Genomic DNA, 15,008 nt, shown 5'->3' with positions numbered 1-15,008 from the left:
GGGCTGACAGCCGGCGATGAGCCCGCTCTACTCCCTGGGGGATGCCGGCTGGCCCCGGACCGCGACGGTCGTCGTCCGAAAACCCGTTGATAGGGAAGATCGACGATGGGACAGTGCCCTCCATGACTGTGACGCAAGAGCTCACTCCGCACGACGTCCTCCTGATGCAGGGCCTCGCGCAGGAGGTCTTCGCGATCAACCCGGCGCTGGTGCACAGCGACGCTACCTATGGTGAGCTGGCCTGGGTGTATGGGATGGACCACCACGCCGAAGCCGCCTGCTGGCGCCACCGGTTTTGGTACCACGGCAACAAGGTCGTTGCCTGGGGCTGGATCCACCTCAGCAAGACCGCCCAACTGGTGCAGCTGGTCCACCCCGAACGGCCTGACGTCCTGGACGAGATCCTTGACTGGTTCGCCGCGGAGTCCCCGGATCTACCGCACTTGACGACTCCGCGTGCTGCCGACAAGCAGGCGCTGATGCGGCTCGCGGCGCACGGCTACGAAGTGGACCAGGCCGCCAACAGCGATGACAACTTGTACAAGACACAGTTCAACATGCGGCCTCTGGAGGACCTCGAAGACGCCCCCGTGCTTCCGGAGGGCTTCCACTTCCGTACGGCCGGCCAGGTCGGACCGGCCGCGGTAGTCAAGGCGCACCGCGACGCCTGGGAGTACTCCCGCTACAACGAGCAGGGCTACGAAGGCGTGCGAGCGACTTTCCCCTACCGCGAGGATCTCCATATCCTGATCGAGGCCCCGGACGGCACGATGGCCACCTCCGCGATTATCTGGCACGACGAACAGAACCAGACGGCCGAGTTCGAGCCCGTGGGCACGCATCCGGATTTCCGACGGCAGCGCCTCGGTCGGGCGCTGCTGATCCACGGGATGCACAAGGCACGCGCAGCGGGCGTGACTCGGATGCTCGTCGGCTGCCCGTCTTCGCCGAAGAACCCGGCTGCGAAGGCGCTGTACTACAGCATCGGCTTCCGGGAGTTCACCCGGGACCTGCCGCATCGGCTGGCGTCATCCGCCCTTGAGTAGCAGCGCTACAGCGGTTAACGCCGAGAAGGATCATGGTCTGATCCGCCTACCAGGCTGACCGGGTGGTGGGCGGAGTTCTCCGGTTCTCAGCCGCGCCGGGCGGCGTGGTCGGCATCTGGCGTGCCGCAATGGCGTCTGCGCGCATCACCGGCGGATCCCCACAACCGACACGCGTCGGCCGCCGGCCAACCCGTACAGAAGCCGAGACTCACCCGAAACCGCTCGGCGGCGGGCGTCGCCCGGCGCAGGCAGACTCGTGAGCTCGGAAATCGCCTCTGGAGAGGGCTTGAAGTAGCGGCGCACGTTCTCCGGTTTCTTGTGCCGAGACTTGGCCATCAGCATCAGCAGGCTCGCCCCGGCCTCGCTCAGGTGGGTCAGAGAGGAGTGGCGGTACTCGTGCAGGTCCCACCCGGTACCGGGCCCGCGCACGGCGGTGTGCTGGTCCAGCAGGGCACGGGCCTGCCCGTAGGACAGTCGGGCGAGGCCTGTGTCCGGGCACACGTCGCGCGGGCTGACGACCTTTCCCGGGCCGGGCTTGCGGTGGGTGACGAACACCGGCCCCCTCGTGCGTCCCTTGAGTAGGCGGGGTAGGAGCCGGGCAGTACCGGCGTCCCAGTAGACCGTCTCCAGCACGAAGTCCTCGCGAGCCTCGCCCCGGCGGCGGGACTTGGTCCGCGCACCCTTCGCCTTGACGGGAGACCAGTCGGTCAATAGCCATCTTCGAGCGGGCCGGGGTCTGAGAGTCCGGCACCGCCAACCGCTTCGCCCATGCCGGGACCGCCGGTCCCTCGTAGCCGCGTTCACCGCACCAGCCGAGCCAGGACAGCACCGATGCCCGACGCGTGTTCCAGGTGTTCACCGCGGAGGTGCCCCAGAGCAGTTCGAGGGCTTCGCCGATCTCGTCGTCCGCGACCAACTCCAGCGGCCGACCCTCGCCGAGCCGCTCGGCGGTCTTGCCCACCCCGATCCCATAGTTCCGGACCGTGTTCGGATTGCCGAGCGAGTCGAGGAAGACGTCGGCCGCCGCCTGGACAGTGAGCGCCTTCCCTGTCGGCAGCTTTACGACGGTGGGCACCGCTTCCCCCTTGCCACAGACAACAGGGCCGCTTCACGTAGTGGCCGGAGAACGTCACCGCAGGTGACGGATCAAGCTACCGCAGATATTGGGGTGTTATCTGCGGGAAGACTTCAGACCGCGTTCACATCCGATGCTCCGTCAGCCGCCCATCAGGGGCAACGAGGGCTTAGCGCACGATCTGACATAGATGTTCCTCAGCCCCCTACGCGGTCGCTCGCCGCCGGTTTTCAGGCGCTGGCCGCGATCGCCTTTGTCGTCCCATGGGAGACCTGTGGCGAGTCGACAGACCGTCAGGAGTGGCTGGACGTCTTGACGGTGAGGGTTCAGGGCCCTACGGTGAGGCCGCCGAGAGAGCGCTCTCCGAGCCCTGGGAGTGACCGATGGAACACCGCCCGAGCCCCCGACGCCCCGGCGACGGCCGCCACACCCGACGCCTCCGCGCGGCGGTGGCCGCCGTCTCCGTCCTCGCCCTCGCCCTGCTGCCGGGAACCGCCACGGCGGCCACCACCTGGCACACCGGCAGTGGCCGGCCCGCGCTGGCCGTCGTCGGCAGCAGGCTCTACGTCGCCTGGGCCGGGAGCAGCGGCACCGCCGCCGCCAAGGAGCTGGACTTCGGCTACTCCACCGACAAGGGCACGGACATCGTCAAGCTCGACACCACCGAGCACGTGCCCCAGGGCGAGGGCGCGGCCATCGACGGGGACGGCACCGGCGCCTTCGTGGCGTGGCCCGCGGGCGACAACGGCGACACCCTGACCGCGTTCTACTGGACCGGCACCGCGAAGACCTGCCGCACCGCGTTCACCGGGGTGACCAGCCCCTACGCGCCGGCCCTGGTCAACGACCGGGCCGGGAACCGCTACCTGGCCTGGACCGACGCCGCCGGGCACCTCAATGTCGGACGCCTCGACAGCAGCGGCTGCGCCACCACCCACACGCTGGTGCTGACCGACCGGCACGCCTTCGCCGACACCTCCGCGGCCGGACCCGCCCTGATGTGGGACGAGAGCGGCAGCAGCAACCTCGGCGTGGTCCTCGCCTGGACCGGGACCGACCCCGCGCACACCCTGGACGTGGCGACCTTCAACGGCACCGGCACCCTGACCGCCCGCTCGCACGTCCTCTCCCCGGTCGGCGCGACCCAGGGTCCGGGCCTCGCCTCCGCCGACGGCGACATCTACATCGGCTTCCGCGGCACCGACGGCGCCTTCCACCTGGCCTACTCCGAGGGCTGCAACCCCACCTGCTTCAATGACGCCAGCAACGGGGACCCGCAGGTCGCGGGCGGAATCGGCATGGTCGGCGGCGCCCGGGTGGCGACCATGTGGTCCTACTTCGACCCCACCGGCCACCTGGTCTTCGGCGGCTTCTGACCCGCGCCCGGACGCCGTGTTGCCGGAACAGCAACAGGAGTGGCGCGACCCGCATGCGATGGGCGACGGTGGGCCCGTGACAGACAACATCGCAGCAGAATCGCCCGCGTCCGCCGACTCTCCCTCGCCTGCCGACGACTATGTGGGAGATCCCGCCGTGCGGGCGGAGTGGGACAGCCGGTACGCCGACCGGCAGCAGTTGTGGAGCGGCCAACCCAACGGTGCGCTGGTGGCCGAGGTCGCCGGGCTCACCCCCGGACGGGTGCTCGACGTCGGCTGCGGCGAGGGCGCGGACGCGGTCTGGCTCGCCAGGAACGGCTGGGACGTGACCGCGCTCGAGGTCTCCGGCATCGCCCTGGAGCGGGCGGCCGGGCACGGGCGGGACGCCAACCTCGCCGTCCACTGGGTGCACGCCGCGCTGGACCAGGCGCAGCTCCCGCCCGCGTCCTTCGACCTGGTCTCCGCGCAGTACCCAGCCCTGCTGCGCACCGCCGACGCCGCGGCCGAGCGTGCGCTGCTGGCGGCCGTCGCACCCGGCGGCGTGCTGCTGCTCGTGCACCACGCGGGGATGGAGACCCAGCAGGCGCACGACAGCGGCTTCGACCCGGCCGACTACGTCTGGCCCTCGATGGTCGCCGCGCTGCTCGACGACGACTGGGCGGTGGAGGTCGACGAGCAGCGCCCACGCGTCGCACCCGACGGCGGCGCCGGCGCCCACCACACCGACGACCTGGTGCTGCGGGCGCGGCGGCTGCGCTGAGGAGCCGTCAGATTCGGCCCCCGGCATTGGACTTGAGGGCTTCGCGGGCTACCAGGGGCCGTGTTGGAGCAGGCCCAGGGTCAGGGCGGCCACCGCGGTGGAGAGGAACACGATTCCGCCGACAATGTCATGGGAGCCGACCCGCAGGTGGGCGATGATGGCGCCGATGAAGTAGAGCACCAGGCCGCCGGCGGCCAGGGTGCCCAACAGCGGGACGGCGAGCCCGCCCAGCAGGCCCACGGTGCCCGCTGCCAGCAGCGAGCCCAGCACCGGGACCCACTTCCTGGGCAGGCCCTTCATGTCCGCCTGGGTCTTGGGGTAGTCGTGGCCGATCAGATAGGTGACGGCGGCGGCGCCGTTGAAGACCGCGCCGAGGATGATGATCGTGAGGTAGGCGGCGAACACGATTTCTCCGCTTCTGTGGGGACGGTGTGCTGGGGACGGCGTTGACCGGTCACCCTGTCGGGTGACACGGTTCCCTTGGAGGACAGACCGGCGACGCGATGTGTGACATCGGTGGGCGGTCGGGTGCGCTGGCCCCAGTTCTGCAGTGAGTACTCCAGAAACCGCTAGGCTGGAGGAATGACGAACTCCGCATCCTCCCCGCCCCCGGGCGCCGCTCCCCGACTCACCAGCAAGGGCCGGGCGACCCGTGAGCGGATCGTCGCCGCCGCGGCCGATCTGATGTTCGAGAACGGGGTCGCCGGCACCAGCATCGAGGACGTGCAGGCCGCTGCCGGGGTCAGCACCTCGCAGGTGTACCACTACTTCGCGGACAAGAAGGCGCTGATCAAGGCCGTTATCGCCCATCAGAGCGACACGGTCGTGGGATCCCAGGAGCCACTGCTGGACCGCCTGGACAGCGTCCAGGGATTGCGGTCCTGGCGGGACGCCATCGTGCAGCTCCAGCGCAGTCGGCACTGCCAGGGCGGCTGCCCGATCGGCTCGCTCGGCAGCGAGCTGTCCGAGGCCGACGACGAGGCCAGGGTCGATGTCGCGGCCGGCTTCGCCCGCTGGGAGCTGGGCATCCGCGGTGGCCTGCACGCCATGCACGACCGTGGCGAGCTGCGCCGGGACGCCGACCCCGAGCAACTGGCGCTGGCCACCCTCGCTGCGCTGCAGGGCGGGTTGCTGCTGACCCAGATCCGCCGCGACACGCTGGCGCTGGAGGCGGCCATGGATATGGCGATCGATCACATCGCCTCGTTGGTCGTCGTCGGCGGCTGAGCCCTCTGCTTCCGTTCATTTCTGGAGTTGACACTCCAAAAAGTATCTGCGACGGTCGTTAATGGAACGATTACTCCATTCACGAGGAGCCTCCGATGACCACCACCCAGCCCACCATCGCCGCCCAGTCCGCTGCCGTCTCCGCTGCTGCGGCGACGCGGCTCCCGCCGCAGGTCGTGGCGGCCTTCGACGCCGAGCAGGCCGGCCTCGACGCCGCGGGCCTGCCTGCGGGCATCGCCGCCCCCGGCACACCGATGGCCGACGGCACCGTGCTGGACGTCCACGGCGATGCCACCACGCTCGCCGCGGTCCGGGCGGGCCGAGGGGCCGTGGTGGTCTTCTACCGGGGGGCCTGGTGCCCGTACTGCAACCTCGCCCTGCGCAGCTACCAGCAGGAGCTGGTCCCGGCGCTGGACGCACGCGGGATCGCGCTGATCGCGGTCAGCCCGCAGAAGGCGGACGGCTCGCTGTCGACGCGGGAGGCCAATGAGCTGACCTTCGCGGTGCTCTCCGACCCCGGCAACGGCATCGCCGCGCAGCTCGGCATCCTCACCGCGCCCACCGCCGACGCCCGCGCCGCGCAGGGCTCGCTCGGTCTTGACCTGACCGCCGTCAACGCGGACGGCACCCACGGGCTGCCCATGCCGACGGTCGCGCTGGTCGACGCCGGGGGGACGCTGCGCTGGATCGACGTGCACCCCAACTACACCGGCCGTACCGAGGTGGCCGACATCCTCGCGGCGGTGGCCGAGCTGGACGGCTGACCGGCACGGCGCCGGTGCCGACTCCGTCGCCAGGGGGACGGCATTGGCGCTGACGGGGTGCGGCGGGGCACAGTGTCGCCATGTCCGAACGACGCGACCGCCGCCGCCTGCACGCCCGAGCCCGAGCTCTCGGGGTCCCCATCGAGCAGGCCCGGCGCCACCCGGTCCACCAGCCGCGGCCGCAGCCGCCGGCGGAACCCGCCTGGCCGCGCACCGAGCTGCCGGACCGGGACGAGGACCGGCTCAGCGCTGAGCTGCCGGACCGGGACGAGTATCGGCCTGCTCCCCAGGAGGCCTGGGCCCCGGCCGAGTGCTGCACGGTCACCCGCACCCGGCAGGTTCTGGCCGGCGGCACGGTTGTCATGCTGACCGTCCATGCCGCCGGCTGCACGGTCTGGACCGCGCGGTAGCGAGAGGGTTCGCGCAGCGCGTCACATTTCCGGGGGCTGCGGTGTCTTAGAGCGCGGACACCGAACTGCCGAGGCGCCGTCCAGCAGGCGCCGAAGGCACAGACCTGAGGAGAATCGGCATGTCGACAACCAGGCCGACGGGCGACACCGCGACGCTCAAGCGCTTCCACGCCGCCGTGAACAGCGGCGACCTGGGCACCATCGCGAAGGCCATCGACGAGTTCGTCGCACCGGACGTGCTCTTCCATGCGCCGGTCCCGATGGGTGCGACGGGAGCCGAGGCCCTGAAGCGGGTGTGGGGTGTGCTGCTGTGCGCGTTCCCCGACATCCATGTCACGGCCGAGGAGATCATCACGGAGGGCGACAAGGTCGTCTCCAGGAACACGGTGACCGGGACCCACCGGGGCGAGTACCAGGGCCTGCCGCCCACCGGGAAAACCGTCAGCTACAACGAGATCTTCATCTTCCGTTTCGCCGACGGGCGGATCACCGAGATCCGGGGCGTCGTCGACGTCCTTGCGCAGTTGCGCCAGCTCGGCGCACTCCCGTCCTGACCAGCGCCGTGGCCGCCCGTCGGCAACGCACCCCGGCGCCGTGAGAGCTACTTCAGCCAGTCGGTGTAGTGGGTGGGGGCGATGCGGGCGCCGTTCGGGGGAGCAGGACGTCGCCGTGGACGGCGGCGAACATGCCGGCGGTGTCGTCGGTGGTCACCGAACGCTTGTCGCCCTTGGCGGTGAGGGTGACCCGGCCCAGGTCGTCCAGCGGGTAGGCGTCGGGCCCGGCGACGTTGAGGATGCCGCCCAGGGGCGCCCCGGCGGCGACCTCGGCGACCGTGGCGGCGACGTCGGCTGCCGCGACCGGCTGGATCGGGGTGCGGGGCAGGCGGACGGTGTTCTCGTCGGCGGTCCAGGACAGGACGGCGTCGATGAATTCCATGAACTGGGTGGCGCGGACGATGGAGTAGGGGATGGGCCCGGCCTTGAGGACGTCCTCCTGGAGCGTCTTGGCGCGGTAGTAGTCGAGATCAGGCACTTGGTCGACGCCGACGATGGACAGGATGACGAAGTGCCTGGCGCCTGCCCGCTGGGCCGCGGTGAGGAGGTGGTCCATCGAGGTCTGGAAGAACGCGGGCGAGGCGTCGTCGAAGGTGGGGAGTTGGTCAGATTGACGACCACCTCGGCGCCCGCCAGCGCCGCGTCCAGCCCCTGACCGGTGAGGACGTCGATCCCGGTGGACAGCGCGTGCGGCTCCGCCTGGTGGCCGGCCGCGTTGAGGTTCTCCACGACCTGGGAGCCGATCAGTCCGGTTCCGCCGATGACTGCGAACTTCATGAGATGTCCTGCCCTTCTTGGGGACCGTGTCCGACTCGGACAATTTCTATCCGAATAGTACTCGGACACATTGCATCCGAGTCAAGCGGCTAGAGTGGTGGAGTGAAGATCTCCGGGGGTGTCGAGTGGGCACTGCACTGCTGCGTGGTGCTGACGTCGGCGCGGGAGCCGGTGCCGGCCGCCCGGCTGGCGGAGCTGCACGATGTCTCGCCCAGCTATCTGGCCAAGCAGCTCCAGGCGCTGTCGCGGGCCGGCCTGATCCGCTCGCTCCAGGGCAATGCGGGCGGCTACACCCTCACCCGCTCACCCGAGCTGATCACGGTGCTCGACGTCGTCGAGGCCGTCGACGGGCCCGGACCGGCCTTCGTCTGCACCGAGATTCGGCAGCGCGGCCCGATGGCCGCCACGCCGGAGGCCTGCACCGCCCCCTGCGCCATCACCCGCGCGATGGCCGGCGCGGAGACCGCCTGGCGCGAGGCCCTGCGGGCGGTCTCGGTGGCCGACCTCGCCGGCGGCGTGGTCTCCGACTACGGCCCCGACGCGCTGTCGTCCATCGGCAGATGGCTGAGCACCGGCGGGGCGTAGGTACGACGCCGCCCCGCACGGCGCGCCTGGGGGGCCGCAGAGCCGCAGGGCACGGCGGCAGGCAGGTCAGGGCCCGCTCAGCTCGAACGTCAGCGCGGCACGGTCACGTTGTAGGTCTTCTGGGGTATCAGCAGCCAGTCGTCGACCGGGTGTCCGCTCTTGTTGAACAGCTGGTAGCCCGCGACGCCGCCCGCCAGGCGCCAAGCGCCGAGGTGGGCGTTCTGACAGGCTCCACCACTGCCTGGCCACCCGTCAGACATACAACGAGGGAATCGCTTTCGCCCCCAGAGGAGGTATCAACCTCGCCTACTCGGGAATCATGTGGGTGTTGCCGAAGGCGAGGATACGTTGATAGCCGGAGCCAGTGATCCGGACGAGAGCGTCGAGGGCTTTGGCTTCGTAGCCGATCAGGACTCGGGCGTGGCCTTTGCGTACGCCCTTGACGATGGTCTTGGCGGCCATCTCCGAGGTGTGCAGCGCCTGCTTCGTGTCGAAGAGATCCGCCAGGGCTCCTTGGTCCATCCCTTCGGCGACGGTGGAGTTGCGGGCCACGGCGGTCTTGATACTGCCGGGAAACACGCAGGTCACCTTGATGGGCTTACGCGCGATCAGCATTTCCTGACGCAGGGCCTCGGTGAATCCGCGCACTGCGAACTTCGCGGAACTGTAGGCACTCCGGTCGGCCATCGACATCAGACCGAGCATGCTGGATACGTTGACAATGTGGCCGTCGCCGGACGCGATCACGTGCGGCAGGAATGCCTTGGTGCCGTATACGACACCCCAATAGTCGACGTTCATGATGCGTTCGATGTCCGCGAACGCGGACTGTTCCACGCTGCCGTAGTGAGTGATACCGGCGTTGTTGTAGATTTGATTGACTCTGCCGAAGTGTGCCGCAATGGTGTCGGCGTAGATCAGCACCGCGTCGCCGTCGGACACGTCGAGCCGGTCGGAGCGGATCTCGGGCGAACCGGCACTCTCACAGCGACGCACGGTTTCGGCGAGACCTTCGGTGTCCACGTCTGACAACGCCAGTATCGCGCCGTGACTGACGAGGTTCTCCGCCAACGCGCGACCGATGCCCGAACCGGCGCCGGTGATCACGCAGACTTTGCCAGCGAAGGAATAGTGGTTCCTCACTGTATCCAGCTTCCTGAAAGTCGAGGTGATCGAGGAAGAGCGCCAGTCGTAGAGCAATGTCGGTCGGCGTCAGGACGAGCGCGGTAATTCACGCGGGTGAGTGGGGCGGCAGTCCGGAAAAATCGGCCACCAACTCTTCGAGCGTCCGTACCGGTCTCGTGCCATCCCATGTGCGGCAGATCTCTTGCATGATCTGCTGGCCCTGCAGGACACCTGGTTCCACTTGCAGCAGTTCCAGGTGGGAGCCATCGGGAAGATAGCTTTCGAGGTAGGCGAAGTGCAATCCGGGCCCGGCGCCACGATGGACCAAGAATTTCTCCAAACCTCTCTTCTGTACTGTCGCATCGATGTCGGACACCATCACGGCGCAGTGATTGAGTTTTCCGGCATCGGTCTCGACGGCCCGGCTCCAGAGCGATTCAGCACCGCCGATCGGTTGGATCAGCTCGATCTGCAGGTCGTTCCAGTAGCTCACGCCGACAAGGAGCTCGACATCCCCTGCTTTCCGCGGTAGACGTATTCGTTGACCTGTTGCGGAATCAAATAGAATGGTCCGATCCTTGCGCGGAGCAAAATTCTGCATCAACGACCCTCAAGGCACTCAATAGCGGCCCGCTCAGTAACATGGACAACCTGAGGGCAATAGGTGACAGTCCAATCACCAGGCTGGCAGGGAACGGGATATTGGGTGCTGGCGCAGGACTCACGGCTTGGAGCGAGTATGATACCGCTCGAGACGCTCACCACTCCGTTGCCGACAGTTCACTGCGAGCGGGCATTGCAACTGTCGCCGATACTGCTTCAGCTTGGGAAATGACAGAGGCAGGCGCTTCCTTGGGTGGCTTGATCGGAACTGCGATCGAGCCGGGTGGAGGTAATATCGTGGGGGGATTGGTCGGGGGGCAGTGGGAGCAATTGCGAGTGTTCCCGTGGCAAATATAACCAACAATGTTATAAATTGGTTCAAGTGAGGTGGCAGTGAGCTTCGGATTGGCCTTTTCTCTCCTCTTTCTCCTGGCGGCCATCGGGGTATTGTATTGGCGGGTATTTAATATTTGGGGAGGAAGTGAGAGGGCTGCCAGATCTTTGCTTATGTCTTTCTCTACCGTTCCCTTTAGTGACGAGTTCAAGCGAGGGCTCGTGAGAGGGGTGGTGGTCCTCTCGGCTCAGCTCACATTCCTTGCGGCAGGGGTGGTGAGTGCAGTATTGGGGATGCATGGGGCGCAAGCGGGGGGAGATAACGCCGGGGATTGTCTGCGCTGTTGTATTTTTGGCTTCCTCGGCCTGCTGTTGTGTCGTCTACTTGGTTGTTATTCTGTTCAATCGGCCGACGTTCCTCATTCCTCCATCAATGAGATCGGAGACGGGATTGTGGGGGAAAAATAGCATTGAATAGAGGCGGTAAAACGAGTCGGTCCGGTTGGTGTGGATCATCCGGTTTGACTGGACGTTGGATCTTGTGGGGGCGGGGTTGTTGGCAGGGGCGTTTCAAAGTCCTCGCGAGTGTTGAGTCTGCAGGTCACGGCGGGTAAGGGGACGGGAGTGGCCCGTCACGAACGCATCGAAGCTCCGGTTGGACGAGGTGACCTCCAAGTCGTCTCGAACCACCGGAGATGCTCCTATTGCGTGTCAAGCTGTTCGGGCGAGATCGTGCCCGGTGATGATTGTGCGGGTGAGGGCCTTGTAGACCTCGCGGGCTATGTAGCGCTTCAGGCAACGGATGATGTCCTTCTTCTGGAGGCCCTGAGCGGTGCGGCGGGCGACGTACTCACGGGTGCGCGGATCGTGCCGCATCCGGACGACGACGATGCGGTAGAGGGCGGCGTTGGCGGATCGGCTGCCTCCGCGATTGAGCCGGTGTCGGTCGCGGCGCCCGGATGAGGCGGGGATCGGGGCGACGCCGCACAGATGGGCGAACGCCGCCTCCGAGCGTAGGCGTTCGGGGTTGTCACCCATCGCGGCGATCAGTCGAGCTGCGCTCTCCGGGCCGACTCCGCGCACTGCCATCAGCGCGGGGGCGGCCTGGTTCGCCAGCGGGGTCAGCTGCGCGTCGTACTCGCTGATCTCGCCGTCGAGGTCTTGATAGCGCCTCGCGAGGCGGCGCAAGGCGAACTTGGCGGCGCAGGCCGGATCGCTGAGCTCGGTTCCCGGCCGCAGGCGCGATCAGGTGAGGATCAGCGCGGCAACGCCCAGCCCGCGCAGTTGGCTGCGCAGATGGTCGGGACTGGTCACCAGGACACTGCGGATCTGGTTGATCGCCTGGGTGCGGGCTTTGACGGCCGAACTTCGCGCGTTGTGGAGTATCCGCAGTGCTTCGGCGGCTCCGTCGTGGCTCTTGGGCACGACGTTCGCGCGGCCTGAAGCTGCGGCCTGGGCCGCCGCATAGGCGTCGATCGGGTCTGACTTGCCGTGCTGGCGGCGTATCCGCCGGTCAGGGCGGTTGACGTCGAGCACGGTCAGGCCTGCCGCGGCCAGGACCCGAGCAAGCTGTGTCCCGTAGGAACCGGTGCCCTCCACCCCGACTGCCGCGACCGCTCCGTGGGAGTGAAGCCATTCCAGAAGGGCCTGGTATCCGGCGGTGGTGGTGACGAACTGGGCATCGGCCAGGTGGCGGCCGAGCTGGTCGACGACGGCGGCGTGGTGGGTGTCGGTGTGGGTGTCCACACCGCCGAAGATGCGCAGGTCCTGATCAGACATGACGGCTGTGCCGGCCCTTCTGCGAGAGTTGCCAGGAGACGCAGGCCGGTCGGGCGTGGGACAGAGCAGTGACGAGGGTTGGTGCCCAAGCTCCTGACTTGTTGAATCGACTCCAGGCGCTCGGTCTGCAGCCGTAGCGTCCAGGGTGTCGGTCGGCACGGGCCCGCAAGTGCTCCTTGCCGCCTCCCGGTTGGCTCTCTGATAGCGTGCCGCCGCCGACCGACACCCGCGCGGTGTGGCTCGACAGAGGCATGAGGACGACACGGTGACTTCAAGTCAGGATGCCCACCGCCAGAATCCGCCGGAACGGCTCCAGGTAGCCCGGCGGCGGTAAGTTGTCACCGCTGAGGTATCCCTGCACGGTGCCGCGCGGTACGTCGGCCTTGCCGGCCAACTGGCGCACCGTCAGCCCTGCGGCGAGACGGGCCAGGGTGAGCTCCCGGCCCAGCACCTGTGCGGTCGCCACGCGCGTCGGCTGCGGCTGCCCGGGTTCGGCGTCCGGGCCTGATGCGTCCGGGCCTGATGCGTCCGGCACCGTCGCGTCCGGCACTGTCCCCCTGGATGGTTGCCGGTCTCGAGCCCTCGCTTTGCCAGGGGCTCGTCAACTCGGCCCAGCCTAGCGGCCATTGAACCCAATGGTGCGGGATCCGCCGGTATGTCGCGCTCCTCCGGGGGGCCGCGCGGTGTCCGGACCTGTCCGAGCATTGCCGTTCAGGCTTCCAGCACCGGGATCGGGCTGCTGTGCTGGAGCCGTCGGACGGCCGGGCCAGGGGACAGCGCCCGAAGGCTCTGGGAATGGCCCGGCCGCCCGACTTCACCACCTGGCTCGCCGTTCTGTGCGGGCGCCGGGTCCCAGGGTGACGGTCCGCCGGTTTGTCGCGGCGGGCCGCTTCGGGCAGCAGAGCGGAAGCCCCGGCAGCGGCCGGGCCCGCTCCCAGGCCCGCTCCCGGGGCGGATCCGGGTGCTGCTCAGCCCGGCCGGACTCCGGTCAGCCGCTGGGTCGCGGTGGCTCCGCCGCGATCGACCGCGGCGCCGGCGACCAGCCCGCTGACTGCTCCCAGGGCCAGGCCGACCGGCTTGTAGGCGATCTTCGCCAGCTTCATCGGCGGGCCCTGCGACGGATGGCGAAGAACACCACCACCGCGCTGACCGCCGCCGCGATCGCCGGACCGGGACGCCGCCGTACCGCGTCCGTGGCCTGGCGTGCCTTCGCCGCCACCGGCTCCGGTGTCTTCTCCCGTACCTTCGCCGCGACCGCGGCACCCTTCGCCGCCACCGCGGCACCGCCTTCGAGCACCGGGTCGACGACCGATTCCTGGGCGACGTGCGCTGCCTGGGCGATCCCCTCCCTGGCCTGCGTGCCGACGTCGATCGCCGACTCCATGACCTCGGCCTTGATCTCCGCAGTCTTGTCCTTGATCTCCGCGGTCTTGTCCTTGGCCTCGGCCTTGATCGCGGCGGTCCTGTCCTTGGCCCGGGCCTTGACGTCGGCCTTGGCCGCCAGTTCCGCGACGGTCTGGCCCAGTTCCTCGCGGGTGCCCTCGACCATCTCGCGGAGTTCCTCCGGAGTGGGCGTGCTGTTCTCGTTCTCGGGTCCTGTGCTCATCGCTTCGCGTTCTCCTTGATGGTCTCGACGTCTGCCTTGAGGCCGGCCACGGCTTGTTCCGGGGCGGGCGGCACGGCCCGGGCGATCTCCCGCTTGCCCGCCACGGCCAGGACCGCGGCGATCACGAGCAGCGCCGCGGCGACGATCAGCGCCGACGCCCACACCGGCACGGCCAGGGCGAGGGCGGCGATCGCCGTGACCACCAGGGCCTGCAGCCCGAGGACCGCCAGCAGGCCGGCGCCGCCGAAGAGGCCGCCGCCGATGCCGAAGCGCTTGCCCTTCTGGACCATCTCGGCCCGTGCCAACTGCAGTTCCTCACGCACCAGTTGGGACATCTGCTCGGTGGCGCGGGAAATCAGCTCCCCGACCGGGACGTCGGCGGGGCTGCGCGCCGCCACGGTCTGCTCAGTGGGTTCCATCACCGTTCACCGGTCGCTTCCTCGTCCTTGCGCTTGGGCATGCGCTTGAGCTTGCCCTTGAGCGCGCGACTACCCGAGGTGACCGCGCCCATGCGTCGGCGGCGGCAGGCGCTCAGGCCCTCAGGCGCTCAGGCGCTCAGCCCCTCAGCCCCTCAGGTGCAGGACGGGCACAGTCCGCGGTAGGTGACCTGGACCTCGGACAGGGTGAAGCCGAACCGCTCCTCCGCCGGGAGGTCGGCCAGCGGATCACCGGTCGGGTGCACATCGCGGATCGTGCCGCAGTTGGAGCACACCAGGTGCTGGTGGGGGTGGTGCGCGTTGGGGTCGTAGCGCTTGGCGCGGCCCTCCGAGGAGACCTCCATGACCTCGCCGAGGGAGACCAGCTCGCCCAGGGTGTTGTAGACGGTCGCCCGGGAGATCTCAGGCAGCCGCTGCGCCGCGCGGGCGTGCACCTCGTCGGCCGTGAAATGCACGTGATCGCCGTCGAGGACCTCCGCCACCACACGCCGCTGGGAAGTCATCCGCCAGCCGCGCCTTCGCAGCCGCTCCAGCAGGTCGCTCATATCGAT

The 15,008-nt window shown here is 68.6% G+C and carries 17 protein-coding genes and 3 pseudogenes; 8 read left to right on the top strand and 12 right to left on the bottom strand.

The features are described 5' to 3' along the window. Window positions 1-122 precede the first annotated feature (122 nt). Window positions 123-1,046: a GNAT family N-acetyltransferase gene (locus ACXKR8_RS04125; RefSeq protein WP_458271531.1), complete on the top strand. Its 924-nt coding sequence runs from the start codon at window positions 123-125 to the stop codon at window positions 1,044-1,046. A gap of 225 nt (window positions 1,047-1,271) precedes the next feature. Here ACXKR8_RS04125 and ACXKR8_RS04120 read toward each other — a convergent pair. Further along, window positions 1,272-2,121, bottom strand: a pseudogene (locus ACXKR8_RS04120) (site-specific integrase); the annotation flags it as partial. A 383-nt stretch (window positions 2,122-2,504) separates the two neighbouring features. Here ACXKR8_RS04120 and ACXKR8_RS04115 point away from each other — a divergent pair. Together ACXKR8_RS04115 and ACXKR8_RS04110 are read left to right on the top strand one after the other, a co-directional pair. Then, window positions 2,505-3,497, top strand: coding sequence for a hypothetical protein (locus ACXKR8_RS04115; protein ID WP_458271530.1), 993 nt, complete (start codon window positions 2,505-2,507; stop codon window positions 3,495-3,497). A gap of 76 nt (window positions 3,498-3,573) precedes the next feature. After that, window positions 3,574-4,257: a class I SAM-dependent methyltransferase gene (locus ACXKR8_RS04110; RefSeq protein WP_458271529.1), complete on the top strand. Its 684-nt coding sequence runs from the start codon at window positions 3,574-3,576 to the stop codon at window positions 4,255-4,257. Window positions 4,258-4,305: 48 nt separating this feature from the next. Here the strand turns inward: ACXKR8_RS04110 and ACXKR8_RS04105 are convergent, their stop codons facing one another. After that, the gene (locus ACXKR8_RS04105) at window positions 4,306-4,662 is read right to left on the bottom strand and encodes a DoxX family protein (RefSeq protein WP_458271528.1); all 357 of its coding nucleotides are present in this window, start codon (window positions 4,660-4,662) and stop codon (window positions 4,306-4,308) included. A 177-nt stretch (window positions 4,663-4,839) separates the two neighbouring features. On the opposite strand from ACXKR8_RS04105, the gene ACXKR8_RS04100 reads away from it, so the two are divergent. The 4 genes from ACXKR8_RS04100 to ACXKR8_RS04085 all read left to right on the top strand — a co-directional run bounded on the left by ACXKR8_RS04100 (window position 4,840) and on the right by ACXKR8_RS04085 (window position 7,212). Continuing rightward, a complete protein-coding gene (locus tag ACXKR8_RS04100; RefSeq protein WP_458271527.1) occupies window positions 4,840-5,484 on the top strand; it encodes a TetR/AcrR family transcriptional regulator in 645 nt (214 codons plus the stop codon). A gap of 95 nt (window positions 5,485-5,579) precedes the next feature. Further along, window positions 5,580-6,248: a peroxiredoxin-like family protein gene (locus ACXKR8_RS04095; RefSeq protein ID WP_458271526.1), complete on the top strand. Its 669-nt coding sequence runs from the start codon at window positions 5,580-5,582 to the stop codon at window positions 6,246-6,248. A gap of 80 nt (window positions 6,249-6,328) precedes the next feature. Then, complete coding sequence (locus ACXKR8_RS04090) at window positions 6,329-6,658, top strand: hypothetical protein (RefSeq protein WP_458271525.1); 330 nt, start codon at window positions 6,329-6,331, stop codon at window positions 6,656-6,658. Between the two features lie 119 nt (window positions 6,659-6,777). Next, the gene (locus ACXKR8_RS04085; RefSeq protein ID WP_458271524.1) at window positions 6,778-7,212 is read left to right on the top strand and encodes an ester cyclase; all 435 of its coding nucleotides are present in this window, start codon (window positions 6,778-6,780) and stop codon (window positions 7,210-7,212) included. 47 nt (window positions 7,213-7,259) lie between these two features. Here the strand turns inward: ACXKR8_RS04085 and ACXKR8_RS04080 are convergent. Beyond that, window positions 7,260-7,989, bottom strand: a pseudogene (locus ACXKR8_RS04080) (SDR family oxidoreductase). A 108-nt stretch (window positions 7,990-8,097) separates the two neighbouring features. Here ACXKR8_RS04080 and ACXKR8_RS04075 point away from each other — a divergent pair. Further along, complete coding sequence (locus tag ACXKR8_RS04075) at window positions 8,098-8,574, top strand: RrF2 family transcriptional regulator (protein ID WP_458274894.1); 477 nt, start codon at window positions 8,098-8,100, stop codon at window positions 8,572-8,574. Window positions 8,575-8,663: 89 nt separating this feature from the next. Here the strand turns inward: ACXKR8_RS04075 and ACXKR8_RS04070 are convergent, their stop codons facing one another. The 9 genes and pseudogenes from ACXKR8_RS04070 to ACXKR8_RS04030 form a co-directional block, all read right to left on the bottom strand. After that, window positions 8,664-8,834, bottom strand: coding sequence for a hypothetical protein (locus ACXKR8_RS04070; protein ID WP_458271522.1), 171 nt, complete (start codon window positions 8,832-8,834; stop codon window positions 8,664-8,666). Between the two features lie 46 nt (window positions 8,835-8,880). Beyond that, window positions 8,881-9,681, bottom strand: coding sequence for an SDR family NAD(P)-dependent oxidoreductase (locus tag ACXKR8_RS04065; protein ID WP_462100319.1), 801 nt, complete (start codon window positions 9,679-9,681; stop codon window positions 8,881-8,883). A gap of 124 nt (window positions 9,682-9,805) precedes the next feature. Further along, on the bottom strand, window positions 9,806-10,192 hold the full coding sequence (locus ACXKR8_RS04060) for a VOC family protein (protein ID WP_462100318.1): 387 nt from the start codon (window positions 10,190-10,192) through the stop codon (window positions 9,806-9,808). A 1,154-nt stretch (window positions 10,193-11,346) separates the two neighbouring features. Further along, window positions 11,347-12,414: pseudogene (locus ACXKR8_RS04055) on the bottom strand (IS110 family RNA-guided transposase). 271 nt (window positions 12,415-12,685) lie between these two features. After that, window positions 12,686-12,880 carry a helix-turn-helix domain-containing protein gene (locus ACXKR8_RS04050; RefSeq protein WP_458271519.1) on the bottom strand — a complete coding sequence of 65 codons (195 nt, stop codon included), beginning with the start codon at window positions 12,878-12,880 and terminating at the stop codon, window positions 12,686-12,688. 502 nt (window positions 12,881-13,382) lie between these two features. Then, entirely contained in the window at window positions 13,383-13,517 is a 135-nt protein-coding gene (locus ACXKR8_RS04045; protein WP_458271518.1) for a hypothetical protein, read from the bottom strand. Next, entirely contained in the window at window positions 13,514-14,020 is a 507-nt protein-coding gene (locus ACXKR8_RS04040; protein WP_458271517.1) for a DUF3618 domain-containing protein, read from the bottom strand. Before ACXKR8_RS04040 ends, ACXKR8_RS04045 begins: the two co-directional genes overlap by 4 nt. Beyond that, entirely contained in the window at window positions 14,017-14,439 is a 423-nt protein-coding gene (locus ACXKR8_RS04035; RefSeq protein ID WP_458271516.1) for a phage holin family protein, read from the bottom strand. Before ACXKR8_RS04035 ends, ACXKR8_RS04040 begins: the two co-directional genes overlap by 4 nt. 152 nt (window positions 14,440-14,591) lie before the next feature. After that, complete coding sequence (locus ACXKR8_RS04030; RefSeq protein ID WP_458271515.1) at window positions 14,592-15,002, bottom strand: Fur family transcriptional regulator; 411 nt, start codon at window positions 15,000-15,002, stop codon at window positions 14,592-14,594. Window positions 15,003-15,008: the final 6 nt, after the last annotated feature.

The organism is Streptacidiphilus sp. PAMC 29251, from assembly GCF_054208735.2.
The sequence above is the reverse complement of the archived record's forward strand: the minus strand, read 5'-3'. Positions and strand labels throughout refer to the sequence as shown.